This is a genomic window from Pseudenterobacter timonensis, assembly GCF_900021175.1.
In the GTDB taxonomy this organism is placed as follows: Bacteria; Pseudomonadota; Gammaproteobacteria; order Enterobacterales; family Enterobacteriaceae; genus Enterobacter; species Enterobacter timonensis.
Window position 1 is genome coordinate 265,952 of sequence record NZ_FCOP01000012.1, and the last position, 24,976, is coordinate 290,927.

The window sequence follows — 24,976 nt, forward strand, 5'->3', positions numbered from 1 at the left end:
GTTACGCGCTTAAGCTTCCGCGTCGGGGTGAGGAACGACGCAAAAAGAAGCGATGGATCGATCATTTAACTCTCGATACCAGGCATGCAATACAGGATATATCATGAAAACGTCAGCTCATATTTTGCTGATGAGGTGAACAGCATTTTGTTTTAGCTACAGGATTAAAACATGCTTGATTTGGAACATCTGGAAAAGGCGCAACGATTGAGCCTGACCATGCAGGTTGAGATGAGTCTTAAGAGCGCACTGATCGTCGGCGCATTAAAACCTGGCGCCAGGCTGATTACAAAAGAAATTGCAAATAAACTGGGCACGAGTATCACTCCCGTTCGCGAGGCGCTTCTGCGTCTGGTCTCCGCTGGCGCGCTTCATGCCACCCCTGCGCAGGCCTTTCTGGTACCGGAAATCAGCCTTGAGCGCTACCACGAAGTGACCCTTCTGCGCAAGCGGCTGGAGACAATGGCGGTGGCCGTCGCCTGCCAGCATATGTCGCCGGGCAGGCTCGAGGAACTGCATAAGCTGGCGGATCGTTTTCACGAGGCGATGCGCGAGGGCGATGTCCCCCGGGCGTTACATGCCAACCGCCAGTTTCGTTTTACCCTGTACGGCTATGCGCAGATGCCCACCTTGCTGGCATTAATCGAACAGCTTTGGGTACGTATTGGCCCGTGCTTTAACTGTTTATATGAACTGATCGATAATATTCCCGATGGAAGTTATCACTATGAGGCATTACTTGTGGCGCTGGCAAAACGGGATGCAACGGCAAGCGAAAAAGAAATAGATAAACTGATAGATGAGGCGACCTCGCTAATATTATCGCGATATCGGGAGTAAATATCAGGAGATATATTTATAATTTGCGGTAAATAACGTTTAAAGTAAACCCGGCAGTAAATTACTGCCGGGTTTACGCTTATTGAAAGCGATATGAGACCGAGAGGCCTACGCCGTAGTTACGACCGGGGGCCGGCTCATAATAACGACCGTTCGATTCGTTAACGATGACCGATCCGGCATACTCTTTGTCAAAGAGGTTATCCACGCGGCCAAAGATATCCATGCCCCAGTTGCCGTGGTTGAGCTTATAGCCAGTATTGAGGCCAACCACGGTATAGGAGGGCGCTTTCGCCGTGTTTTCATCATCGGCCATGATATCGCTCATGTAACGCACATCGCTTCCGGCGTACCAGCCCTCTTCCGGCTCCCAGCCGAAGGAGGCGAAGCCCATATTGCGCGCGATGCCCGGCATGCGATTGCCTTTACAGTCGCCGTCTGAACAGACGTCGGTACGGTAGGTCGCATCCAGCCAGGTCCAGGCCATTTTCAGCTTCCAGTTCTCGGCAAATTGCTGATCCAGCGCCAGTTCAAAACCTTCCCGGCGGGTTTTCCCGGCATTTTTATAGCTGGTGCGTCCACCCGAGCTGGCATCTACAACGATTTCGTTATCCGTGTCGGTACGGAACAGGGCGGCGGTCAGCAGGCCATTGCCGATGCGCGTCTTGCTGCCCACCTCATAGGTGTTGTTGGTGGAGGGCTTCAGGCCGTAGTTGAGACCGCTCTGATCGCCGGAGCGATAGGAGAGTTCGTTGATGGTAGGCGTCTCAAAGCCGCGACCTGCGGCGGCGTAAAGGTTCCAGCCGTCGGTAACGGCATACTTCAGCGACCCTGCAGGCAGCCATTTATGGTAGTTCGCCTCACCGCTGTCGTCGCCGTTGGCACCCTGCACGTAGTGGTCATTTGAGTCAAACCAGACGGAGCTGTAGCGCACGCCCGCATCCAGAGCGAGCTTCTGCGTCAGCTGCCAGCTGCTTTGCAGATAGGGATCGACGTTCCACATCAGGTTACGTTCGTCGCGGCGCTTGTCGCCCTTCACGCCATACTCCGGAGCACCGTTGTTCATCACGAAGTTCTCATAACCGCGACGATTTTCGCTCATGTTCTCGTAGTTCAGACCGGTGGTCACGGTGACCGGCACCAGCAGCTCTCCCCGGTGGGTCCAGCGGGTATCCACCCCCTGGTAGTGACGCTGCATGTCGATCACGCCCCCGGCATGGGTTTCGCGCAGCTGCGGCTGGTAAGGGATCGACTGGTACTGGGTCATTTCCCGTTCGCCCGCATACATCATCACACTAAGATCGTCCTGCTCGCTGAGCTGACGCTCATAGCGCAGGCCCGCCTGGGTCTGTTTGATGGTCTTACGGGTATTGTACTGATCGCCGCGGGGCGACTGACGCGGATTGTTCTGCCACTCCTGATAGTCAAGCCCGCCCGGATCGTTCGCTTTCATATCCACGCTGTTGAAAATCAGAGTCAGCTTGCTGACGTCATCGATACGTACGCCGAGCTTCGCGTTGGCGAGATTTTTGCGCGCGCCGCTGTGGTCGCGATAGCCGTGGGTGGTGAAGCGGGTGGTAGAGACGGTGTAATCCACATCCCCGGCGTGGGTGCCGTCGCCCATGGCGCCGGTGGCCTTCAGGCCGTAGCGCCAGGTGCCGTAACTGCCGTAATAGCTGCTTGCCTCAAGAGTGGGCGGCTGCTGGCCGGTCTCAGTGGCAATGTTGATAACTCCGCCGGAGGCGTTGCCATAAAGCGCCGAGAAGGGGCCACGCAGCACTTCCACGCTGTCAATACTGGTGAGATCGATGTTGGAGGTCTGGCCCTGACCATCCGGCATGGTGGCCGGGATACCATCCACATACATGCGGATCCCGCGCACGCCAAAGGTGGAGCGGGCGCCAAAGCCGCGTATCGACAGCTGTAAATCCTGGGCGTAGTTCTGGCGGTTCTGGATCTGCAGGCCTGGCACGCTGCCGAGGGATTCCGAGAGGTTAATGCGCGGCGTCGCCTGGCGCATATCTTCGCCATTCACCACGCTGACGGCGGCAGGCGTATCGAGTTCAGAGATGGTCTGTGGCGATGCGCTGACAATCATTGTCTGCTCTTGTTCAGCAAGCACGGCGGGAGACAAGACAAAAGGAACCACAAACAAAGGAAGCGTCAACGGGCTTCCGGAAATAATTTTCATGAATGTATGCCAATCAAATATAAATGAACCAAATGATACGGAGGGCTATGTTAAAGCTTTTGTAAATTTATTGAAAACTTTAACAGCACGTTGCGTTAACAAAAGTGTAGATAAAACTGGCGGATAGGGTTAACGCAAAAAAGAAAAACTCCACATTCTCATGAATAATGATTACTATTCTCATCCATAAAGGCGATGCCAGGACCTCGCCATCCGGAAGCAATGTCCGCACCACACCATATAGTTGAAAGGGAGTTGTTATGTCTTTACGTCATCTGTGCTCGCCGCGCCTGCGCGGTTCGCTCCTGTTAGGTTCCCTGCTGTTTGCGGGCGCATTTCACGCTCAGGCCGCAGAAGAGATGCTGCGCAAGGCGGTCGGCAAAGGCGCGTATGAGATGGCCGTGAGCCAGCAGGAGAATGCCCTGTGGGTGGCGACCTCGCAAAGCCGTAAGCTGGATAAGGGCGGGGTGGTTTATCGTCTCGATCCGGTCACGCTGGAGGTGACTCAGGCGATTCATAACGATCTGAAGCCGTTTGGCGCAACAATCAATAACGCAACGCAGACCCTCTGGTTCGGTAATACCGTTAATAGCGCGGTCACGGCGATTGACGCGAAAACCGGCGAGGTGAAAGGACGGCTGGTGCTGGACGATCGCAAGCGTAGCGACACCGTGAAGCCGTTGCAGCCGCGTGAACTGGTTGCTGACGAGACCACGAATACGGTTTACATCACCGGCATTGGCAAAGAGAGCGTGATTTGGGTGGTGGACGGTAATACGATGAAGCTCAAAGAGACCATCACCGGTACGGGTAAATTCAGCACCGGTCTGGCGCTGGACGCGCAGGCTAAACGCCTTTACACCACCAACGGTGATGGAGAGCTCATCACCATCGACACCGCCACCAACAAGGTGCTGAGCCGTAAAAAGCTGCAGGAGGAGGGGGAGCACTTTTACCTTAACCTGAGCCTCGACACCGCCGGTCAGCGCGCCTTTATCACCGACTCGAAACAGCCGTTTGTGCTGGTGGTCAGCCTGAAGGATGGCAAGGTGCTGGAAAAAGTGGCCGCGCCGGAATCGCTGGCGGTGCTCTTTAACCCCACCCGTAACGAAGCTTACGTGACCCATCGCGAAGCGGGCAAGGTGAGCGTGATTGACGCCAAAACCTATAAGGTGACCAAAACCTTTGACACGCCGACCTTCCCGAACAGCCTGGCGCTCTCCGCCGACGGTAAAACGCTTTACGTCACCGTAAAACAGAAGTCGACCCGTCAGCAGGAAGCCACCCAGCCGGATGACGTGATCCGTATCGCCCTGTAACGCAGGTCTTGCCTGGTAGCGACCCGCGAACCGTAGGCCGGGTAAGGCGAAGCCGCCACCCGGCAAAAAGCAAAGGAAAGGCTAACGGTGGCGATCCAAGGACCGTAGGCCGGGTAAGGCGAAGCCGCCACCCGGCAAAAGAAAAAGGGAAGGCTAAATGCCTTCCCTTTTTTTGACGGCGTATTAGCGCGACGTCTCTTCCACCAGCGGCGCGTCCAGCTTTCCATCATCAGGATGCACCGGCGCGGTACTGTGAATTTCGTGAACCCGTTTACGAACCCCGTACCAGCCTGCAATCAGCAATACCGCCAGCAGCGGAATGGTGGCAACGGTGTAGGTGCCGTTCGGGTAATCAAACGCCATCAGCACCAGCACGCTGAACAGGAACAGCAGCGTCAGCCAGGAGGTCACCGGCGCACCTGGCAGCTTAAAGCTCACCTCAGCCGCTTTACCCTCTTTGATCGCCTTGCGCAGGCGCATCTGGCAGACCATGATAAAGGCCCAGGAGGCGATAATCCCCAGCGCGGCGACGTTCAGCACAATCTCAAACACCCGCGACGGCACCAGATAGTTGAGGAAAACGCCGAAGATATAGACCACCAGCGTCGCCAGAATACCCGCATAGGGCACCTGCTGCTTGCTCATTTTCGACATAAACTTCGGCGCGGAGCCGCCCATCGACATCGAGCGCAGAATACGTCCGGTGGAGTAGAGGCCCGAGTTAAGACTGGAGAGCGCGGCGGTCAGCACCACGATATTCATGATGCTGCCCACGTACGGCACGCCGAGCTTCGAGAAGAAGGTAACGAACGGGCTCTGACCCGCCTGGTAGGCGTTCCACGGCAGCAGCAGCACCAGCAGTACCACCGAGCCGACATAGAACAGGCCGATACGCCAGATAACGCTGTTGATCGCTTTCGGCACCATGGTCTGCGGATCTTTACATTCCCCCGCCGCGGTACCGACCAGTTCGATAGAGGCGAAGGCAAACACCACCCCCTGAATCAGCACCAGCGCCGGCAGCAGGCCGTGCGGGAAGAAACCGCCGTTATCGGTGATCAGATGGAAGCCGGTGGCATTGCCATCCAGCGGTTTACCGGTACCCAAAAAGACGGTGCCGACTACCAGAAAGATCACGATCGCCAGCACTTTGATCAGCGCAAACCAGAACTCCATCTCGGCGAACCATTTCACGCCAATCATGTTCATGGTGCCGACAATCGCCAGCGCGCCGAGGGCAAACACCCACTGCGGCACATCGCCAAACGCGCCCCAGTAGTGCATATAGAGCGCGACGGCGGTGATATCCACGATGCCGGTCATCGCCCAGTTAACGAAGTACATCCAGCCTGCAACGTAGGCGGCTTTTTCGCCAAGAAATTCACGGGCGTAGGAGACGAAGCTGCCGCTGGAGGGGCGGTGCAGCACCAGCTCCCCGAGGGCGCGCAAAATAAAGAATGAAAAGATGCCGCATACCAGATAGACCAGCGCCAGGGCCGGGCCGGCCATCTGCAGGCGGGCACCTGCACCTAAAAAGAGCCCGGTACCGATAGCACCGCCGATAGCGATCATCTGAACCTGACGGTTGCCCATCGCCTTGTGATAGCCCTCTTCATGGGCATTCAGCCAGCGACGTTTCGCAGCATGGTGCTCCGCTGCGCTTTTATTGCTTGTTTTCATGAATGTACCTGTTTACCTGTCTGAATCATCTTAACCCGGCAGGCAGCCAACCAAACGATTGCCTCTGCGCGAATACATGCTGCTTTTCCAGTCATTCTGCGTATGGATAAAGCAAAACATGGCGAGGCATCCTACCTGCAATTGATAAGCGACGCAAAATATAACCGTGGCGAAAGTGATGCGTTTTGAACTATTTATTGTTGTTATTGCATCGGGTCGCGATAACGCGCTGAAGCTTGATGATTTTTTGGCCAGAATAACTGTAGTTGTCGGAGGGGATTTCCCCCGTTATGGGCAGGTTTCAGCCACCGGCCCGTGGCGCAGAAGAGGGTAACCGGAAGGGCACTGTTAAGCGCCTCTTACTAAAAGCAGGGATGTCAGGGGAAAATTAAGTGGATACCGGCCCGATCCGCAGCGCCTCAATCAGCAGGGCGAACGCCGTAGTATGCTGGCGGCGACTCGGGTAGTAGAGATGGTAGCCATCAAACGGGGGGCACCAGGACTCCAGCACCCGCACCAGCTTCCCGCTTGCCAGGGCGTGTTCCACGGAATCCTCCGGCACGTAGGCCAGACCGAGACCCGCTTCTGCGGCGTCGATGCGCTGAGGCAGGCTGTTCAGAGTAAGCTGTCCCTCCACCCTGACACGCAGTTCGCGTCCCGCTTTTTCAAACTCCCAGGCGTAAAGCCCGCCCCGGGTAGGCAAGCGCATATTGATGCAGCGATGGTGCGCCAGCTGTTCCGGCGTTCCGGGCACACCGTAGCGAGCCAGATAGTCCGGCGAGCCCACCACCGCCATGCGCATATCCGGCGCGATGCGGACCGCGATCATATCCCGGGCGATCTGCTCCCCCAGACGCACCCCGGCGTCAAAGCGCCCGTCCACGATATCCGTCAGGCCATTATCGACCGTCACCTCAATGTTGATATCGGGATAGCGCGCCATGAACGGCTTCAGCACCGGCCACAGTACCGCGTTGACCGCATGTTCCCCGGCGGTGAGGCGGATATTGCCCGCCGGTTTGTCACGCATATCGCGCAGGGCGGTAAGTTCCTGCTCCATCTCCAGCAGGTGCGGGCCGAGCCGCGAAAGGAGCTGTTCTCCCGCCTCGGTCGGGGCCACGCTGCGGGTGGTTCGTGTCAGCAGCCGTACCCCCAGGCGCGCTTCCAGATTACGCATGGCGTGGCTGAGTGCCGACTGAGAGACGCCAAGCTGCGCGGCGGCGCGGGTAAAGCTGCGCTCGCGGGCGACCACCATAAACGACAGCAGGTCGTTAAAATTATCTTTCAGCATGCGATTTCCGATTAATGAATCTGGCTCATAGTAAAGCGGCGTTTGCAGTCTAATCGGCTCGCGCCGTCCGCGCTACTGTTCCGGCTGCGCACCAGGGAGAATAAGCGGCTAATGACGTTGGCCGATATAAAACGTTATGATGCAGCCGGAATAATAAGGCGAAACCGGACTATGAAAATTAACCTCGTCGGCACGAGCGGTAGCGGGAAATCGACGCTTGCCCGACGGCTTGCGGCAGAACTCCATCTGCCTTATATCGAGATGGATACGCTCTTCTGGCGCCCCCGCTGGCAGGGCACCCCTGACGATCTGTTTTTGGCGAAGGTTGACGCCGCGCTCAACGCTTCGCCCGGCTGGGTGCTGGACGGTAACTACAACCGTACCCGCCCGGTGAAATGGCGCGATGTGGATCTGGTGGTCTGGGTGGATTACGGGTTTTGGCGCACCTTCCGTCAGGCGGTGGGAAGGGCGATCAAACGCGCCTGGACGCAGCAGGAACTATGGCCGGGAACCGGCAACCGGGAGAGCTTTCGCCAGTCGTTTTTCAGCCGCGACTCCATTCTGCTCTGGACAATAAAAACCTGGCGCAGCAACCGGGCCCGCTACGAGGCGGATATGCGCGATCCGCGGTATGCGCATATCCGCTTTATCCGTATTACCCGCCGCGCGCAGGCCGAGGCGCTGATTGCCGAGCTGAAATCCGCCCTCTGAACCGCGCCACTATATCTGAAATCCGGCAATGGAAATGTAAATTAATTGTTTCTCAGTGGTGAAATCGCCCTTTAATAATACCGACATGTTTAGTCAAGCGAGAAAAAAACATGTCCTGGCGAATCAGCATTCTGGATAAAAGCCCCGTGGCGGAGCACGATACCGCCACCGATGCGCTGGCGCGCACCCTGAGCCTGGCAAAAGAGGCAGACGCGCTGGGCTACCACCGCTTCTGGATTGCCGAGCATCACAATACCCCCCATCTGGCAAGCCCGTCGCCGGAACTGCTCATCGCCTGGATTCTGGGACAAACCTCCCGCATCCGCGTCGGCTCCGGCGGCGTGATGCTTCAGCATTACAGCCCCTACAAGGTTGCGGAAAACTTTAACGTGCTGGCCGCCATTGCGCCGGGCCGCGTTGATTTAGGCGTCGGCAAGGCGCCAGGCGGCCTGCCGCTTGCGACCCGCGCCCTCCAGCAGGGATTGCATCAGGAGGCGAAGGGCAACTTCGCGGAACAGCTAGCGCAGCTTGACCGCTGGCTTCATGCCGCTGACGAAGAACTTCGCGCCACGCCGCAGCCGTCCACGCCTGCGCAGGGTTTTCTGCTGGGCGCGAGCGAGGAGAGCGCGCTGCTGGCGGCGAGGCTTAACTGGAATTTTGTCTTTGCCGCCCATTTAAACGGCGATACGGATCTGTTGCGCGACGTGGCGACCGCATGGCGGGCCAATAGCGCGCGCGATCTGATCGTGGCGGTGCAGGCGATTGTCGCGCCGGTCCAGGCGCAGGCCGAGGCGCTGGCGCAAAAGGTGGAAGTCTGGGGCGTGGAACTGGTCAACGGGCAGCGCGTCTCGGTCGCCAGCGAAGAGCAGGCCTACGCCTTCGCGCGTCAGGCAGGAAGCGAACCGCTGCGGATCGCTCGCCGCGCCCAGTCGCTGCTGGCGGGCACGCCGGAATTGGTAACGGCGCAGCTTGAGGCGCTGCATCAGCGCTGGGGAATCGATGAATTTATCATTGATACGCCAGTGGCGGAGGGCAACCTGCGAAGCCAGTCCCTGCGCCTGCTGGCCGGAGCCAGACAGCCACGGGAGGTGACGGCATGAGCCTTAATACACAGCTGATCGCCTGGCGGCGCGAACTGCATCAGTATCCCGAACTTTCCGGCCAGGAAGTGGCTACCACCGCCCGCCTGCGCCGCTGGCTGACGGAGGCGGGTATCGCCTTACTGCCCTACGATCTGGAGACCGGCGTGGTGGCAGAAATCGGTCAGGGGGCGCCGCAGATCGCACTGCGAGCCGATATTGACGCGCTGCCCATTGAGGAGCGCAGCGGCGTGGCGTTTAGTTCGCAAACGCCTGGGGTTATGCACGCCTGCGGTCACGATATTCATACCAGCGTCATCCTCGGCGCCGCGCTACAGCTTAAGGCGCGCGAGGCCTCGCTGCCCGGACGGGTACGTATACTGTTCCAGCCTGCGGAAGAGAACTTCGGCGGCGCGAAACGGCTAATTCGGGCGGGCGTGCTGGAAAATGTCAGCGCCATTTTTGGCATGCACAATGAGCCTGGTTTACCGGTGGGCGCTTTCGCTACGCGCGGCGGCCCCTTCTACGCCAACGTCGATCGCTTTGTGATCCGGGTGACCGGCAAAGGAGCGCACGCGGCGCGTCCTCATGAAGGCACCGACGCCATCCTTCTTTCAAGCCAGCTGGTCACTGCCCTTCATGGCGTCGCCAGCCGCAACGTGAACACCCTGGATTCCGTGGTGCTTAGCGTCACGCGCATTGATGGCGGCAATACCTGGAACGTACTGCCGGAACAGGTAGAGCTGGAAGGGACGCTGCGTACCCATCGAGGTGAAGTCCAGCAGACCGTCAAGGCGCGGGTGGGGGAAATTGCCGCCGGATTTGCCAGCGCGTTTAACGCACAGATCGATATCACCTGGTATGCGGGGCCAACCGCCCTGGTGAACGACGAGCGCTGGGCGACGTTTGCCACCTCGGTCGCCCGTGAAACTGGCTATGAAACGCAACATGCCGAACTGCATATGGGCGGAGAAGATTTTGCCGTCTACCTGCAACACATTCCCGGCGCGTTCGTCAGTATCGGCAGCGCCAGCCCGTTTGGTCTGCACCATCCGGCCTTTAATCCTGACGAAGCCTTGATTGAGCCAGCGGCACGCTATTTTGCCCGGCTCGCCGAGGAAGCGTTACAACACATTTAAGTAAGGGGTGAATATGTCTGCGTTACGACAATTGAGGCTGGGAACCATGTTGCACGGAGCATCCGGCAATATGTCCGCGTGGCGCCATCCGGCGGCGCGGGCGGATGCCAGTATTAATTTTGACTTCGTCAGGGATACGGCGCTGAAGGCAGAGGCGGGCAAGCTTGATTTTTTGTTTGTCGCCGACGGTCTCTATATTAACGAGAAATCGATTCCCCATTTCCTTAACCGGTTTGAGCCGTTGACGGTACTCTCTGCGCTTTCTGGCATCACCTCGCGCCTCGGCCTGGTGGGTACGTTATCGACCTCTTACAGCGAGCCTTTTACCGTGGCGCGCCAGTTCGCCAGCCTCGATCACCTGAGTAACGGACGGGCAGGCTGGAACGTGGTCACCTCGCCGCTGGAAGGGTCGGCAAAAAACTTCTCCCGCGATAAGCACCCCGAGCATTCGCTGCGCTACCGCATTGCGGATGAATATCTCGACGTAGTGAAAGGGCTGTGGGATTCGTGGGAAGAGGACGCTTTTATTCGCAACAAAGAAACCGGGCAGTTTTTCGATCCTGCCAGGCTGCATACCCTCAACCATCAGGGTGAATTTTTCCAGGTCGCCGGGCCGCTAAACATTGGCCGCACGCCACAGGGACGACCAATTGTCTTTCAGGCGGGGGCGTCTGAGGATGGCAAAAAACTGGCGGCCAAACATGCCGACGCCATCTTTACCCACCATGAGACGCAGGATGAGGCCCGGGCCTTCTATCGCGACGTAAAAAACGAGATGGAGCGCTACGGCCGCCAGCCCGACCAGCTGCATATTTTCCAGGGGGTGAGCGTCATCGTGGGTGACGACGCCGATGATGTAGAGCGTCAGTACCAGACCACCGCCGCGCTGGTCTCCATTGAGGACGCGCTCAACTATCTGGGGCGCTATTTCGAGCATCATGACTTTGGTCAGTATCCGCTCGACGAACCTTTCCCGGAGCTGGGCGACCTCGGGCGCAACAGCTTCCGCAGTACCACGGATGAGATCAAGCGCAACGCCCGCGAGCGTGGCTTAACCCTGCGTCAGGCGGCGCTGGAAGCCGCTTCGCCACGGCCGCGCTTTTCTGGTACGCCGGACGAGGTCGCGGATGGTCTGCAGGCGTGGTTTGAGACTCGCGCTGCCGACGGTTTTATCATCCAGGGCGGCACGCCGGATACCTTCCCGCGCTTTGTCGACCACGTGGTGCCCATTCTTCAGGCGCGTGGCCTGTTCCGGACCGAATATCCGGGCACCACGTTGCGTGAAAGTCTCGGTTTAGAGACTCCTGCTAATCAGTTCACACAACCCTAAAAGAGAACGCGCTATGCAAAAACGATCGTTATTTCTCGCCCTTGCTGTGGCGTTCACCCCGGCTGTCTGGGCGGAGAGCGTCACCATTAATGGCACCGGCGTCAGCATTGAGGCGAACAAAGCGCCCATCAATACCCCTAAAAACCCGGCAGCGGTTGCCCAGTTGCCAAAAAATTACGCCTTTGCGGTGCCGGGTAAATTTACCGTGGCGGTGGCCGCGCTTAACTCGCCGCCGCTGACGCTCTTTTCAGATGACAACAAAACCCTGCTCGGCAGCGAGGTTGACGTGGCGCGCCTGGTGGCCGACAGCCTGGGTCTGGAGCTGAACGTGGTACCTACCTCGTGGGAGGACTGGCCGCTCGGCGTCACCTCCGGCAAATATGATGCGGCGATCAGCAATATTACCGTCACCAAAGCGCGCAAAGAGAAGTTTGACTTCGCCACCTACCGGAAGGATTCGCTGGGCTTTTACGTGAAATCGACCAGTCCGATCAAGAATATCTCCAGCGCGGCGGATATCGCCGGGCTGCGGATTATTGTCGGTTCCGGCACCAATCAGGAGGCGATCCTGCTGGCCTGGAACGAGCAAAACGTGAAGCAAGGGCTGAAGTCGTTTACCCCGATCTACACCAAGGACGATGCGGCGCAGACCCTGGCTATTCAGTCAGGACGCGCAGATGCCTTTTTTGGCCCGAACGTCATCGGCGCGTGGAAAGCGGCGCTGACCGGCAAAACTCGCCTGGTGGGAAGCGTGGATGGAGGCTGGCCGAAAGCGGCGCATATTGCCGTCACGCTGAAGAAGGGAAGCGGGCTGGTTGAGCCGGTCCAGACCGCGCTGAACGGTGCGATCAAAAGCGGTGCATACGACAAGGTTCTCAACCGCTGGGGCGAGAGCGTAGAGCGTATTCCTGGTTCAGAAATCAACCCGGCCGGGCTTGGCGATTAAGGAGGTCATATGGATCTGTTTCGTGACGTTTCGCCAGAAGATGACGATCTTCAGCCCATTATAAACGGGTTGTTTGGCGAATATGCTGCCCGCTACGGGGACTATTTCTCCCGGGACGCCGAAGTGGAGCTGACCGAGTGGTACTTACCCCCGCAGGGGCTGTTTATAGTCCTGGAGCGCAACGGCGTCATTATCGCGACCGGAGCCTATAAACCCTTTGATGCCGAAACCGCCGAAATTAAGCGCATCTGGACCGATAAATCGCTGCGCCAGCAGGGGCTGGCGGGAAGGGTGGTCCACGAGCTTGAGCGACGGGCGGTGCTGGCGGGCTACAGCAAAATCTATCTGACCACCGGTTTTCGCCAGCCGGAGGCGGTCAGGCTCTACCTGAGCCAGGGCTATGACGCGCAGTTCGATCTCGCGCGTGACCCGGAAGAGTACAGCCAGCCGCCGTTTGACGGACGGCTGCGCTTTATTAAAACGCTGGTGCGCGAAGCGTTCAGCAAAACGGCATAAGGAGCGACGATGAAAACGGTGGAAACCATTAAGGTAGTCCCGGCCCGTTATCCGCTGCGGGCGGCAGGCGGCGTCGTGGCGTTGTTTGTGCTGGCGGTCGTGCTGCAATCGGTCGCCTTCAATCCCCGCTGGGAGTGGGCGGTCTTTGCCCGCTGGTTCTTTGATCCGGTGATTCTGGAGGGGCTGGGGCAGACCCTGCTGCTGACGCTTATCGCCACGCTGCTGAGCGTGCTTTTCGGCGGCGTGCTGGCGCTGGCTCGCCTCTCGTCTTCATGGCTGTTGCGCAGTATGGCGTTTGGCTACATCTGGCTTTTCCGCTCCCTGCCGCTGATTGTCGTGCTGATCGTACTCTATAACTTCTCTTATCTTTACGACACGCTCTCCCTTGGCGTGCCGTTCAGCACTATCACTTGGGGCCGCTTTGAGACGATCAACGTACTGGGGCAGTTCTCCACCGCGGTGGTGGGGTTGACGCTGGTACAGAGCGCTTACACAGCGGAGATTATTCGCGGCGGTTTTTTAGGGGTGGATCACGGCCAGTATGAAGCGGCCGCCGCGCTCGGCCTGCCAGCCTGGCGGCGTACCGTGCGCATCATTCTGCCGCAGGCACTGCGCACGATCCTGCCGGCGGGCTTCAATGAAATCATTAGCCTCGCCAAGGGCACCGCGATGGTCTACGTACTGGCGATGCCGGAGCTGTTCTACACCATCCAGATGATCTACAACCGCACGCAGGAGGTGATCCCTCTGCTGATGGTGGGTGCCGTCTGGTATCTGGTGATCACCACCGTGCTCTCCGTGATTCAGCATCTGGTTGAGCGTCTGCTTGCCCGCAGCGAGCGCCGCTCGGCGGTTAACCAGCGCCGCGCGACGCTGCGAACCCGTTCTGTCACCACACAGGAGCCTGCCCATGCCAGCCTCTGAAGGACATATTTCGATCACCAACGTCAGCAAATTTTTTGGTCGCCATAAGGCGCTCGACAACGTGTCGCTGGAGATCCCGCCGGGCACGGTGACGGTGATCCTCGGGCCGTCCGGCTCCGGTAAGTCAACGCTGTTGCGCACCATTAACCATCTTGAACGAGTGGATGAAGGGTTTATCCAGATCGATGGCGACTACATCGGCTACCGCCGAAAGGGGGACAAACTCTACGAACTGAAGGAGCGGGAGATCCTCCGCCAGCGGGTTAACGTGGGCTACGTCTTTCAGAACTTTAACCTCTTCCCGCACCTTACGGTGCTGGAAAATCTGATCGAAGCGCCGGTGGCGCACAGAAAGCTGAGCCGTAAGGCGGCCATCGAGCGCGCCTGGGAGCTTCTTGATGTGGTAGGGCTGCGTGATAAAGCGAATGCCTGGTCCCGCCACCTTTCCGGCGGGCAGCAGCAGCGTATCGCCATCGCCCGCGCGCTGGCCCTGCGCCCAAGGGTAATGCTTTTCGATGAGCCCACCTCAGCACTGGACCCTGAACTGGTGGGCGAAGTACTGGACGTTATCAAAAAACTGGCCCGCTCCGGCACTACGCTGGTGGTGGTCACTCACGAGATCGGTTTTGCCCGGGAGGTGGCCGATCAGGTGGTGTTTATGGTGGATGGCAAAATCGTTGAGCAGGGGAGCAGTGACGCGGTGTTAAATCGCCCAGCCCATGCGCGAACGCGTCAATTTCTGTCAAAAGTGCTGTAAGGAGCAAGCATGAGAATGGCTTTTCTGGCGCTACTGGGCGTCGTGTCGGCAGCTCACGCCGGTCTGGATTTAAAAGCGAATGAAAAACCCCTGCCTGTGACGGTTGATCCGCAGGCGGTGGCGAAGATCCCGACGGATTATCGGTTTGTTGAGCCAGGTACGCTGACGGTGGCGATCTCCGCCCTGAACTCGCCGCCGCTGGCGCTGGTCGCCAGCGATAACCGCACCCGCATCGGCAGCGACCCCGATATCGCCCGTCTGCTGGCGGGCAGCCTGGGCCTGAAGCTGAAGCTGGTGCCGACGGCGTGGGAAGACTGGCCGCTTGGCATCACCTCCGGGCGTTACGACGTGGCGCTGGTGAATATCGCGGTCACGGAGCAGCGCAAGGAGAAGTTTGATTTTGCCACTTACCGCGTCGATTCCCTGGCGTTCTCGGTGAAATCCACCAGCCCGGTCAGGGCGATAGCCGGACCGCAGGATCTGGCGGGCAAAAAAGTGATCGTCGGCTCCGGCACGAACCAGGAGCGCATCCTGCTGGGCTGGAACGAAGAGAACAAAAAAGCAGGGCGGGAAACCGCGCTGCCCGTCTATCTGACCGACGATGCCTCCGGCAATCTCTATATTCAGTCCGGCAGGGCGGATGTCTTCTTTGGGCCGCAGGCGGTCTCCTCCTACAAAGCGGCGCTAACCGGTAAAACCCGGGTGGTAGGCTTAGGGCCGAAAAAAGCCTGGGTCGCCACGACCACCAAAAAGGGCAATGGGCTGGTCTATGCGCTCCAGGCGGCGCTCGACGGCGCCATCGCGCGGGGCGAGTATCAGCAGGTGCTGGCCCGCTGGGGCGAGCTGGGGGAGGCGGTTACCCATTCGGAGATTAATCCAGCGGGGATCACCTACTAAGGCAGCGGCGGGTGAAAGAGGCTAAAAGCCGGGGCGATAATCTGCTAGTGTAAAACGCTCACTTATCACAGGAGTCCTGCACATGCCGCACATTGATATCAAATGTTTTCCCCGCGATCTGAACGATGAACAAAAATCCGCCCTCGCGGCGGATATCGCGGAAGTGATTACCCGTCATCTGAACAGTAAAGATCGCTCTATTTCCGTGGCGCTGAACGAGGTTGCGGAAGCGGAGTGGAAAGCGCAGGTCTGGGACCGGGAGATCTCGCCGAAGATGGATGAACTGATTAAGAAGCCAGGCTATTCGATGTAATTTTTGCCGGGTAACGCGGAAGCTTACCCGGCCTGAGTCGCTTATTCCGGTGCTTTCACTATCTTCCCGCTGGTCACAAAAGTTCCCGCGCCCAGATGGTGCAGGGTATTTAGCCTGTCGTCGTCAAACTGCCACCGCCCGGCGATGAACGCGCGTTCATCCGCTGCTGCGGAAACCACCTCTCCAAACAGCGTGTCATATTTTTCTGCGGCTTCGGTCACGGGTAGCAGACGGCACTCCATCCATGCCAGACATTTTTCTTCGATCACCGGGAGTCCCAGCGTCGGGCCATTTACTACCGGGATACCGTAGCAGTTGAATTTATCCTCCTCGCGCCCGCTGACGCTGCCGACCGCCCAGGTCCAGTTCGCGGCGGCGACGCCCGGGATAACAATGCCAAACTGGCCGCTGCGTTCAATCAGTTCCCGTGACCAGGCGCTTTTATCCACCACGATGGCGATGCGCGGCGGTTCAAACTCAACGGGCATTGACCAGGCGGCGGCCATCACGTTGCGCCGGTCGATACGCGCGTCGTGGCTGGTGATAAGAATGGTGGGGCCATGATTCAACAGGCGGCTGGCGTGCTTTAACTCAACGGGGCGAAACCTGCTCATAAAGAGTCCTCTTTGGGTAATTCAGGGCATTAAACGTCTGACGGGCGGGTGAAAGCAAGACGCAACGCGCCGATCGCATTAACTCGCGCTTTTAAGCGCACTTTTAGAAACGTGGAGGCAGAAATATGGGGTATAAACAGGAAAACCCTCTAAGGAAATCGCTATGTCCTCTCTGTTAAGCGCCTGGTTTGCCCGCACCGGCGGGCCGCTGCCCCTGTCGGTTGATATCGCTACGCTCAGGGCGCTGCATCTGCAGCATAACTGCGCTATCCCTTTTGAAAATATCGATGTGGTTCTGCCGCGTGAGATTCAGCTTGATGACCAGAGCGTGGCCGACAAGCTGATAGATGCCCGCCGGGGCGGCTACTGCTTTGAGCAGAACGGGCTGTTTGAGCGCGTGCTACGCGAGGTGGGATTTAAGGTGCGTAGCCTGCTTGGCCGGGTGATCCTCGCTAATCCGCCGCAGATGCCGCCGCGCACCCACCGGCTGCTGCTGGTGGAGCTTAATGACGAGCACTGGATCGCTGACGTAGGATTTGGCGGGCAGACGCTCACCGCGCCGATCCGGCTGGTTGCCCGAGAGGAGCAGGCGACGCCGCACGGTCTTTATTGCCTGCTGAACGAGGGGGATGACTGGATCCTGCAGTTCCGCCATCACGAACAGTGGCAATCCATGTACCGTTTCGACCTCGCCACCGTCTGGTTTACGGACTTTGTAATGGGCAACTTCTGGTCGGCCCACTGGCCGCAGTCTCATTTTCGCCACCATCTGCTGATGTGTCGCCATTTGCCGGACGGCGGCAAGCTGACCTTAACCAATTTCCATTTTACCCACTGGCAGGGGACGCAGGTGGTCGAACAGAGCAATTTGCCGGACGCGGCGGCGCTGTATGCACTGATGCAGGAGCGGTTTGGTACAGGCGTGGAGGATGCGAAACACGGCTTTACGCTGGCGGAACTGACGGCGGTAATGGCAGGATTCGAAACCCATCCGCAGGCGGGGAAATAGGACGGGAAGGGGCGGGCGCCCCTTTCGTTAACCGAGCAGAACTTTTGCGCGCGCTCTCACGGCGTTCAGCTCGTCGGCTGTGGCGTTTCCCTTTTTCACGGCGTTGCGCGCCCGCCAGTCCAGGCTTTTAATCTGGTCGGCGAGGGCCACGCTGCGCCTTGCGTCACTGATGTTGACTTCGAAAGGATAGCCTTTGCTTTGCGTGGTAAGCGGGCAGCAGAGCATCAGGCCGGTGCGCCCGTTGTAGGCAGCGGGCGAGAGCACCAGTGCGGGCCGGTGCCCGGCCTGTTCATGCCCCGACTGCGGATCAAAATCCAGCCAGACAATATCTCCGGATTCCGGTATGTAATCCATTAAAGTTGCTCCTTGCCCTGCGGCTCGCCAAAGGTGATTTCGTGGTGCAGATTGTCGTCGGTGATCGCTGAGAGCAGCGTCTCCAGCGACGGTTCCTCTTTCCTGACAGGTGACAAAATAATACGTCCTTCTTCGTCCACGTTGACATTGACCACATCGTCAACGTGTAGCCCGGCGTCTCGCATTACAGCAACGGGAAGCCTGACGGATGGGCTATTGCCCCATTTTTTAACGGTGACCTGCGGCATAAAACAGCTCCGGGTGTTGATACAATGTTTATCCATGATGGCGGAGAAGAGAGAAGGTGTCAACATTGTTGATACGGGAGAAGAGAACGGCAGCCGGACGCTGCCGTTCTGCTTTTATTCAGCGGCGCGAGCGTACCAGCTGATAGCGGCGGGTGAAGTACTCGAACGGTGCGCTCCAGACATGCACCAGACGGGTAAAGGGGAAGATGAGGAAGATGGTCATCCCCAGCACCAGATGGAGGCGGAAAATCGGATCCACGCCGCGCAGCATCTCTGACGAGCCGCCGCGGAAGGTGACGATACCCTGCGCCCAGCCGACCAGCTTCATCATTTCGCTACCGTCCGGGTAGCGGGCCGAGAAGGGAATGGTCGACAGCCCAAGAATGCACTGGATCAGCAGTATGCTCATGATAATGATGTCAGGCGTGGTGGAGGTGGCCCGTACACGCTGGTTGAAGAGGCGGCGGTAGAGCAGCATGGCGCCGCCGATCAGGGTCAGTATGCCGCAAACGCCTCCCAGTACCATCGCCAGCTGCTGCTTCACGGCGATGGGCAGGAACCAGGCGTAGACCCAGTGCGGCGTCAGCATCCCGAAAAGATGTCCGAAGAAGATCCCCAGAATCCCGATGTGGAAGAGGTTGGAGGCCCAGTTCATGCCGCGTTTGCTCAGCATCTGACTGGAGGAGGCACGCCAGGTGTACTGGCCATAGTCGTAGCGCAGCCAGCTGCCGATAAAAAAGACCGTGGCGCAGATGTAGGGATAGATGTCGAAAAAGATCACGCTCAGATAATGTGTCATTTAGGGCCTCCCGCGCCGACGTCGACATACTGCGGGGCGACGTCCTGGCTAAAGCGTCGTTGATATTGCTGCATCGGTGAGCTGTCGCACGCCGTTGCGTTATCTTCAATAAACTTCACCTGCTCCTCTTCCCACACCGCGTCAAGCGCCTGGCGGGTGTCGTCGCGCTTCTCCTTTGAAACCTGCATCGTGACACTGTCACTTGTCAGGCGACTCCCCGCCAGGGTGAGCAGGGCGTCAAAGAGCTGATAGTGGGCGACATCGCGCTGTTTGAGCCGCCCGCCAATCAGCGCCAGGATTGGCGCGACGTTCTGTAATCCCTCTCGCGCCTCCTCAGCAGAGAGGATGCTCAGATACTCCAGATAGAGCGGCAGATAGTCCGGCAGCTCTCGGCAGTCGAGCTGCAACCCCGCCTTTTCATACTGGCTCATCAAATCGACCATCGCCTGACCGCGATCGCGCGACTCGGCGTGGACATGTTCAAAGAGCAGCAGGGAGGTGGCGCGCCCGCGCTCGAACACCTCGCACCACTCCGCCTGCCTCTCCAGCAGCGGGGCGCCGAGATGCTGGCGGGCGAAGGGGAGCAGCATCGGCGCGTCCCGCTCAACCAGGGAGAGCGCCTCCTCGCTGCTCTCCCACAGCGTCTCGTCAGGGTATTCGATCAGCAGCGCGATGATTTTCAGGATCTGCATTACTCTCCCTCCCCGTGATCGCGCACCTCGGTGATGTTAATGGCGTCGATGCGGCTGCTGTTGAAGAGGTTGAATTTGGTGTCGGAGCCGTGGCAGCCGTCACCAAAGGTAAAGCCGCAGCCGTTGCGCTCCGGGAAGGCGTCGCGGGCCATTTCACGGTGGCTGGTCGGGATGACGAAGCGATCCTCGTAGTTGGCGATAGCGAGATAGCGATACATCTCCTCCACCTGCTCTACGGTGAGCCCTACCTCTTCAATCGCGCGGGTGTCGGTCACCCCTTCAACGGTCTGAGAGCGTTTGTAGTGGCGCATCGCCATCATACGTTTGAGGGCGCGCAGCACCGGGCCGGTATCGCCCGCGCTCAGCATATTCGCCAGGTATTGCACCGGAATGCGCAGGCTCTCCACCGCAGGCAGTACGCCGTCGCTTTTCGGCAGACCGCCCGCGTCGGCATAGGACTGGATCGGCGACAGGGGCGGTACATACCAGACCATCGGCAGGGTGCGGTATTCCGGGTGCAGCGGCAGCGCCAGCTTCCAGTCCATCGCCATTTTATAGACCGGGGAGCGCTGGGCGGCGTCGATAACGTTCTGCGGAATACCCTGTTTCAGCGCCTCTTCGATGACCGCCGGATCGTGCGGGTTGAGGAAAACGTCACACTGACGCTCGTAGAGATCGGTTTCATGCTCGGTGCTGGCCGCCTCTTCAATGCGGTCCGCGTCGTAGAGCAGCACCCCGAGATAGCGGATACGGCCGACGCATGTTTCTGAGCAGACGGTGGGCTGGCCAGATTCGATGCGCGGATAGCAGAAAATGCATTTTTCCGACTTACCGCTCTTCCAGTTGAAGTAGATTTTTTTGTACGGACAACCGCTGATGCATAAGCGCCAGCCGCGGCATTTGTCCTGGTCGATGAGGACGATGCCATCCTCTTCGCGCTTGTAGATAGCGCCGCTCGGGCAGGTGGCGACGCAGCTCGGGTTGAGGCAGTGTTCGCACAGGCGCGGGAGATACATCATAAAGGTGTTCTCGAACTGGCCGTACATCTCTTTCTGCATCCGGTCAAAGTTGCGATCGCGGGCGCGCTTCTCAAACTCGCCGCCGAGTAGCTCCTCCCAGTTCGGCCCCCACTTGATCTTATCCATCCGCTTGCCGTCAATCAGGGAGCGCGGACGGGCGGTGGGGAGATGTTCCCCCTCTTTGGCGCGGTGCAGATCCTGGTAGTCGAAGGTAAACGGCTCGTAATAGTCGTCAATCTGCGGCACTACGGGGTTGGCGAAAATTTTCGACAGCACGCCGAGCTTGCCGCCGAGGCGGGGCGTTAGCTTGCCGGAGATACCGCGGATCCAGCCCCCTTGCCACTCATCCTGATCCTCCCAGTTTTTCGGGTAGCCGATACCCGGCTTGGTCTCCACGTTGTTAAACCAGGCGTACTCCATCCCTTCGCGTCCGGTCCAGACGTTCTTGCAGGTGACCGAGCAGGTATGACAGCCAATACATTTATCGAGGTTTAAAACCATCCCGACCTGTGAGCGTATTTTCATTTTTTCGCCTCCTGTACCTGGTCGGTACCTTCGCCATCCAGCCAGTTAATGTTTTTCATTTTGCGGATCATAATGAACTCGTCGCGGTTAGAGCCGACGGTGCCGTAGTAGTTGAAGCCGTAAGCGAGCTGGGCGTAGCCGCCAATCATGTGGGTTGGTTTCGGGCAGACGCGGGTAACGGAGTTATGGATACCGCCGCGCCGCCCGGTCACTTCTGAGCCGGGAATATTCAGAATGCGCTCCTGAGCGTGGTACATCATGGTCATGCCCGGCGGCACGCGCTGGCTGACTACCGCGCGGGCGGTGAGGGCGCCGTTGGCATTGAACGCCTCGATCCAGTCGTTATCCTCAATACCGAGCTCCCGGGCGTCGGTTTCGCTCATCCAGACGATTGGCCCGCCGCGCGAGAGGGTTTGCATCAGCAGGTTTTCGCTGTAGGTGGAGTGGATGCCCCATTTCTGGTGCGGCGTCAGGAAGTTGAGCGCTTTTTCCGGGAAGCCGTTGGGGGGAATCTCGCGCATATGGCTGACGCTGCGGGTATCCACCGGCGGGCGGTAGACCACCAGACTTTCGCCAAAGGCGCGCATCCAGAGATGATCCTGATAAAGCTGCTGGCGACCCGAGAGGGTGCGCCACGGGATCAGCTCGTGGACGTTGGTATACCCGGCGTTATAGGAGACATGCTCGCTCTCGATGCCGGACCAGGTGGGGCTGGAGATAATCTTGCGCGGCTGCGCCTGGATATCGCGAAAGCGGATCTTCTCATCCTCTTTATTGATCGCCAGATGGGTGTGATCGCGCCCGGTTATCTCGCCCAGCGCTTCCCAGGCTTTTACCGCCACCTGGCCGTTGGTTTCCGGGGCCAGCGCCAGGATCACCTCCGAGGCATCAATGGCGGTCTCGATACGCGGTCGACCTTTCGCCGGGCCGTCGAGCTTGACGTAGTTGAGCTTGCCGAGAAATTCGACCTCGCTTTCCGTTTTCCAGTTAATTCCCTTGCCGCCGTTACCGAGCTTATCGAGCAGCGGGCCGAGGGAGGTAAAGCGTTCGTAAGTCTCCGGGTAGCGGCGCTCCACCACGGCGATGCCGGGGGCGGTTTTGCCGGGAATAAGATCGCATTCTCCTTTGCGCCAGTCCTGGATCTCAAACGGCTGGGCCAGCTCAGAAGGGGAGTCATGCTGGAGCGGCGTCAGTACCACGTCGGTTTCGTTACCGAGGTGCCCCACGCAGACCTGAGAGAAGGCTTTGGCGATCCCTTTATAGATCTCCCAGTCGCTGCGCGACTCCCACGCCGGATCGACCGCGGCGGAAAGCGGATGAATAAACGGATGCATATCCGACGTATTCATATCGTCTTTCTCGTACCAGGTGGCCGTCGGCAGTACGATGTCTGAGAAGAGGCAGGTGCTGGACATGCGGAAATCGAGCGTCACCAGCAGGTCGAGCTTGCCCTCGATGGCGGCGGTTTGCCACTCCACCTCTTCCGGCTTCACGTCATCGGTGGAGCCGAGATCCTCCCCCTGAATGCCGCTCTCGGTGCCGAGCAGATATTTCAGCATATACTCGTGGCCCTTGCCCGAGGAGCCAAGCAGATTGGAGCGCCAGACAAAGAGGTTACGCGGATGGTTGTTACCGCTGTCCGGCTGTTCGCAGGCAAAGCGGATATCGCCCGCCTTCAGCGCCTGCGCAGTGTACTCCTGCGGTGACGCGCCGGCGGCGTCGGCCTGCGCCTTAATGTGCAGCGGGTTGAGATTAAGCTGCGGGGCGGAGGGGAGCCAGCCCATCCGCTCGGCGCGAACGTTAAAGTCGATCAGGTGGCCGCTGAACCGGGCCGGGTCGGCGAGCGGCGAGAGCAGCTCCTGCGCGGTGAGCTTTTCGTAGCGCCACTGGCTGGCGTGGTTATAGAAGAAAGAGGTGCTGTTCATCTGGCGCGGCGGGCGGTTCCAGTCCAGCGCGAAGGCCAGCGGCAGCCAGCCGGTCTGCGGGCGCAGCTTCTCCTGACCCACATAGTGCGACCAGCCGCCGCCGCTCTGGCCAACGCAGCCGCAGAAGACCAGCATGTTAATCATCCCCCGGTAGTTCATATCCATGTGATACCAGTGGTTGACCCCCGCGCCGAGGATAATCATCGAGCGGCCGTGGGTTTTATGCGCCGTGTCGGCAAACTCCCGGGCGATCTGCTCGATATGCTGGCGCGGCACGCCGGTGATCTGCTCCCCCCAGGCCGGGGTATAAGCCTTGATATCCCCATAATCTTTCGCGACGTTAACATCGTCCAGCCCGCGATCCAGCCCGTAATTCGCCAGTACCAGATCGTAGACGCTCACCACCTGTCGCTGCGTGCCGTCGGCCAGCGTCAGGGTTCTGGCGGGAAGGGTATGGATCAGCAGCGGCTCCTGCTTCACGCTGCGGAAATGGGGATTTTCGTTGCCGCCAAAGTAGGGGAAAGCCACGCTGGCAAGATCGTCATGCATCCCCAGCAGGGAGAGAGTCAATTCGGTCTCCTGGCCTGCCGCCAGCGGTTCAAGGTTCCATTTACCTTTTTCACCCCAGCGAAAGCCGATAGAGCCGTTCGGCACCACCAGATCTCCGGCGAGGTTAAAGGCGACGGTTTTCCACTCCGGGTTATTGGCCTCTCCCAGCCCGTCCGCCAGATCGGAGGCGCGCACCATTCTGCCGGGGGCGAAGCTGCCATCCTCACGCGGTTCGAGCAATACCAGCATCGGCATATCGGTATAGCGGCGACAGTAGTTGAGGAAGTAATCGCTGGGGTTATCGAGGTGAAACTCTTTCAAGATGACGTGGCCCATCGCCATGGCCAGCGCGCTGTCGGTGCCCTGTTTGGGCGCCAGCCACTGGTCGCTCAGCTTGGCGACCTCCGAGAAGTCGGGGGTGATGGCGATAGTTTTGGTTCCCTTATAGCGCACCTCGGTAAAGAAGTGGGCATCCGGGGTGCGGGTTTGCGGTACGTTAGAGCCCCAGGCGATAATATAGGCGGAGTTATACCAGTCGGCGGACTCCGGCACGTCGGTCTGCTCCCCCCAGGTCATTGGCGAGGCGGGCGGCAGGTCGCAATACCAGTCGTAAAAGCTCAGGCAGGTGCCACCTATCAGGGAGAGGTAGCGCGTCCCGGCGGCATAGGAGACCATCGACATCGCCGGAATAGGGGAAAAGCCCGCCACGCGGTCCGGGCCATACTTTTTGATGGTCCAGACGTTGGCGGCCGCAATCAGCTGATTCAGCTCCTGCCAGTTCGAGCGGATAAAGCCGCCTTTCCCGCGCACCTGCTTATAGCGTTTGCTTTTCTGCGGATCGCTCATGATGGCGTCCCAGGCCAGAACCGGATCGCTGTGGGTGGCGAGCGCTTCGCGCCAGAGTTCGATCAGCGCCTTGCGCACCAGCGGATATTTCAGGCGGTTAGCGCTGTAGAGATACCAGGAGTAGCTCGCCCCGCGCGGGCAGCCGCGCGGCTCGTGGTTTGGCAGGTCAGGGCGGGTGCGGGGATAGTCGGTCTGCTGCGTCTCCCAGGTCACCAGCCCATTTTTGACGTAAATCTTCCAGCTGCACGAGCCGGTGCAGTTTACGCCGTGGGTGGAGCGGACAATTTTGTCGAACTGCCAGCGCTGCCGGTAGCTGTCCTCCCAGTCGCGGTTGGTGTGCATGACCTGACCGTGGCCGTTGGCGAAGCTGTCGCCTTTATATTTAAAATACCGAAAGCGATCCAACAGTTTACTCATGACGTTTCTCCTGCTTCAGTAATTTTTCCGTTCGCGTGACGGCGTA

21 protein-coding genes and 1 pseudogene are annotated in these 24,976 nt (G+C 59.0%); 12 read left to right on the top strand and 10 right to left on the bottom strand.

What is annotated here, in order from left to right; genetic code table 11:
- The first annotated feature begins 171 nt into the window (after positions 1 to 171).
- On the top strand, positions 172 to 840 hold the full coding sequence (locus BN3796_RS14655) for a GntR family transcriptional regulator (RefSeq protein WP_061709089.1): 669 nt from the start codon (positions 172 to 174) through the stop codon (positions 838 to 840).
- A gap of 79 nt (positions 841 to 919) precedes the next feature.
- On the opposite strand, the gene pqqU is transcribed toward BN3796_RS14655, so the two are convergent.
- Positions 920 to 3,031 (bottom strand): TonB-dependent receptor PqqU, encoded by a 2,112-nt coding sequence (pqqU, locus tag BN3796_RS14660; RefSeq protein ID WP_061709090.1) that lies wholly within the window; start codon positions 3,029 to 3,031, stop codon positions 920 to 922.
- A gap of 260 nt (positions 3,032 to 3,291) precedes the next feature.
- Here pqqU and yncE point away from each other — a divergent pair, with 260 nt between their 5' ends.
- A complete protein-coding gene (gene yncE, locus BN3796_RS14665) occupies positions 3,292 to 4,350 on the top strand; it encodes a 7-bladed beta-propeller protein YncE (protein ID WP_061709091.1) in 1,059 nt (352 codons plus the stop codon).
- Positions 4,351 to 4,533: 183 nt separating this feature from the next.
- Here the strand turns inward: yncE and ansP are convergent, their stop codons facing one another.
- Positions 4,534 to 6,030: an L-asparagine permease gene (ansP, locus tag BN3796_RS14670; protein WP_061709092.1), complete on the bottom strand. Its 1,497-nt coding sequence runs from the start codon at positions 6,028 to 6,030 to the stop codon at positions 4,534 to 4,536.
- A 388-nt stretch (positions 6,031 to 6,418) separates the two neighbouring features.
- On the bottom strand, positions 6,419 to 7,321 hold the full coding sequence (locus tag BN3796_RS14675; protein WP_061709093.1) for a LysR family transcriptional regulator: 903 nt from the start codon (positions 7,319 to 7,321) through the stop codon (positions 6,419 to 6,421).
- A 171-nt stretch (positions 7,322 to 7,492) separates the two neighbouring features.
- Here BN3796_RS14675 and BN3796_RS14680 point away from each other — a divergent pair, with 171 nt between their 5' ends.
- From BN3796_RS14680 to pptA, 9 genes and pseudogenes are all read left to right on the top strand, one after another.
- Complete coding sequence (locus BN3796_RS14680) at positions 7,493 to 8,032, top strand: shikimate kinase (RefSeq protein WP_061709094.1); 540 nt, start codon at positions 7,493 to 7,495, stop codon at positions 8,030 to 8,032.
- 110 nt (positions 8,033 to 8,142) lie between these two features.
- On the top strand, positions 8,143 to 9,132 hold the full coding sequence (locus BN3796_RS14685; protein WP_061709095.1) for an LLM class flavin-dependent oxidoreductase: 990 nt from the start codon (positions 8,143 to 8,145) through the stop codon (positions 9,130 to 9,132).
- Positions 9,129 to 10,250, top strand: a complete 1,122-nt coding sequence (locus tag BN3796_RS14690; protein ID WP_061709096.1) for an amidohydrolase — start codon at positions 9,129 to 9,131, stop codon at positions 10,248 to 10,250. The genes BN3796_RS14685 and BN3796_RS14690 overlap by 4 nt, the downstream gene beginning before the upstream one ends.
- A 13-nt stretch (positions 10,251 to 10,263) precedes the next feature.
- A pseudogene (locus BN3796_RS21025) lies at positions 10,264 to 12,526 on the top strand (NtaA/DmoA family FMN-dependent monooxygenase).
- A 9-nt stretch (positions 12,527 to 12,535) separates the two neighbouring features.
- Positions 12,536 to 13,042, top strand: coding sequence for a GNAT family N-acetyltransferase (locus BN3796_RS14705; RefSeq protein ID WP_061709099.1), 507 nt, complete (start codon positions 12,536 to 12,538; stop codon positions 13,040 to 13,042).
- A 9-nt stretch (positions 13,043 to 13,051) separates the two neighbouring features.
- A complete protein-coding gene (locus tag BN3796_RS14710; protein ID WP_061709100.1) occupies positions 13,052 to 13,966 on the top strand; it encodes an amino acid ABC transporter permease in 915 nt (304 codons plus the stop codon).
- Positions 13,953 to 14,723, top strand: coding sequence for an amino acid ABC transporter ATP-binding protein (locus BN3796_RS14715; protein ID WP_061709101.1), 771 nt, complete (start codon positions 13,953 to 13,955; stop codon positions 14,721 to 14,723). Before BN3796_RS14710 ends, BN3796_RS14715 begins: the two co-directional genes overlap by 14 nt.
- 15 nt (positions 14,724 to 14,738) lie before the next feature.
- On the top strand, positions 14,739 to 15,620 hold the full coding sequence (locus BN3796_RS14720) for a transporter substrate-binding domain-containing protein (protein ID WP_407681207.1): 882 nt from the start codon (positions 14,739 to 14,741) through the stop codon (positions 15,618 to 15,620).
- An 82-nt stretch (positions 15,621 to 15,702) separates the two neighbouring features.
- Positions 15,703 to 15,933, top strand: a complete 231-nt coding sequence (gene pptA / locus BN3796_RS14725; RefSeq protein WP_061709103.1) for a tautomerase PptA — start codon at positions 15,703 to 15,705, stop codon at positions 15,931 to 15,933.
- 41 nt (positions 15,934 to 15,974) lie between these two features.
- Here pptA and BN3796_RS14730 read toward each other — a convergent pair whose 3' ends face one another.
- Complete coding sequence (locus BN3796_RS14730; RefSeq protein ID WP_061709104.1) at positions 15,975 to 16,547, bottom strand: flavin reductase family protein; 573 nt, start codon at positions 16,545 to 16,547, stop codon at positions 15,975 to 15,977.
- A gap of 163 nt (positions 16,548 to 16,710) precedes the next feature.
- Here BN3796_RS14730 and nhoA point away from each other — a divergent pair, with 163 nt between their 5' ends.
- Positions 16,711 to 17,556, top strand: coding sequence for an N-hydroxyarylamine O-acetyltransferase (gene nhoA / locus BN3796_RS14735; protein ID WP_061709105.1), 846 nt, complete (start codon positions 16,711 to 16,713; stop codon positions 17,554 to 17,556).
- A 27-nt stretch (positions 17,557 to 17,583) separates the two neighbouring features.
- On the opposite strand, the gene mazF is transcribed toward nhoA, so the two are convergent.
- Genes mazF through BN3796_RS14765 form a run of 6 tightly spaced genes read right to left on the bottom strand, consistent with a single transcriptional unit; the run spans position 17,584 to position 24,930 of the window.
- Complete coding sequence (gene mazF / locus BN3796_RS14740) at positions 17,584 to 17,910, bottom strand: endoribonuclease MazF (protein WP_061709106.1); 327 nt, start codon at positions 17,908 to 17,910, stop codon at positions 17,584 to 17,586.
- A complete protein-coding gene (locus tag BN3796_RS14745; protein WP_321572443.1) occupies positions 17,910 to 18,224 on the bottom strand; it encodes an AbrB/MazE/SpoVT family DNA-binding domain-containing protein in 315 nt (104 codons plus the stop codon). Before BN3796_RS14745 ends, mazF begins: the two co-directional genes overlap by 1 nt.
- A gap of 52 nt (positions 18,225 to 18,276) precedes the next feature.
- Positions 18,277 to 18,957, bottom strand: coding sequence for a respiratory nitrate reductase subunit gamma (narI, locus tag BN3796_RS14750; protein ID WP_061709108.1), 681 nt, complete (start codon positions 18,955 to 18,957; stop codon positions 18,277 to 18,279).
- Positions 18,954 to 19,649 (bottom strand): nitrate reductase molybdenum cofactor assembly chaperone, encoded by a 696-nt coding sequence (gene narW, locus BN3796_RS14755; RefSeq protein ID WP_061709109.1) that lies wholly within the window; start codon positions 19,647 to 19,649, stop codon positions 18,954 to 18,956. Before narW ends, narI begins: the two co-directional genes overlap by 4 nt.
- Positions 19,649 to 21,193, bottom strand: a complete 1,545-nt coding sequence (narH, locus tag BN3796_RS14760) for a nitrate reductase subunit beta (protein WP_061709110.1) — start codon at positions 21,191 to 21,193, stop codon at positions 19,649 to 19,651. Before narH ends, narW begins: the two co-directional genes overlap by 1 nt.
- Positions 21,190 to 24,930: a nitrate reductase subunit alpha gene (locus BN3796_RS14765; protein ID WP_061709111.1), complete on the bottom strand. Its 3,741-nt coding sequence runs from the start codon at positions 24,928 to 24,930 to the stop codon at positions 21,190 to 21,192. The genes narH and BN3796_RS14765 overlap by 4 nt, the downstream gene beginning before the upstream one ends.
- Positions 24,931 to 24,976: the final 46 nt, after the last annotated feature.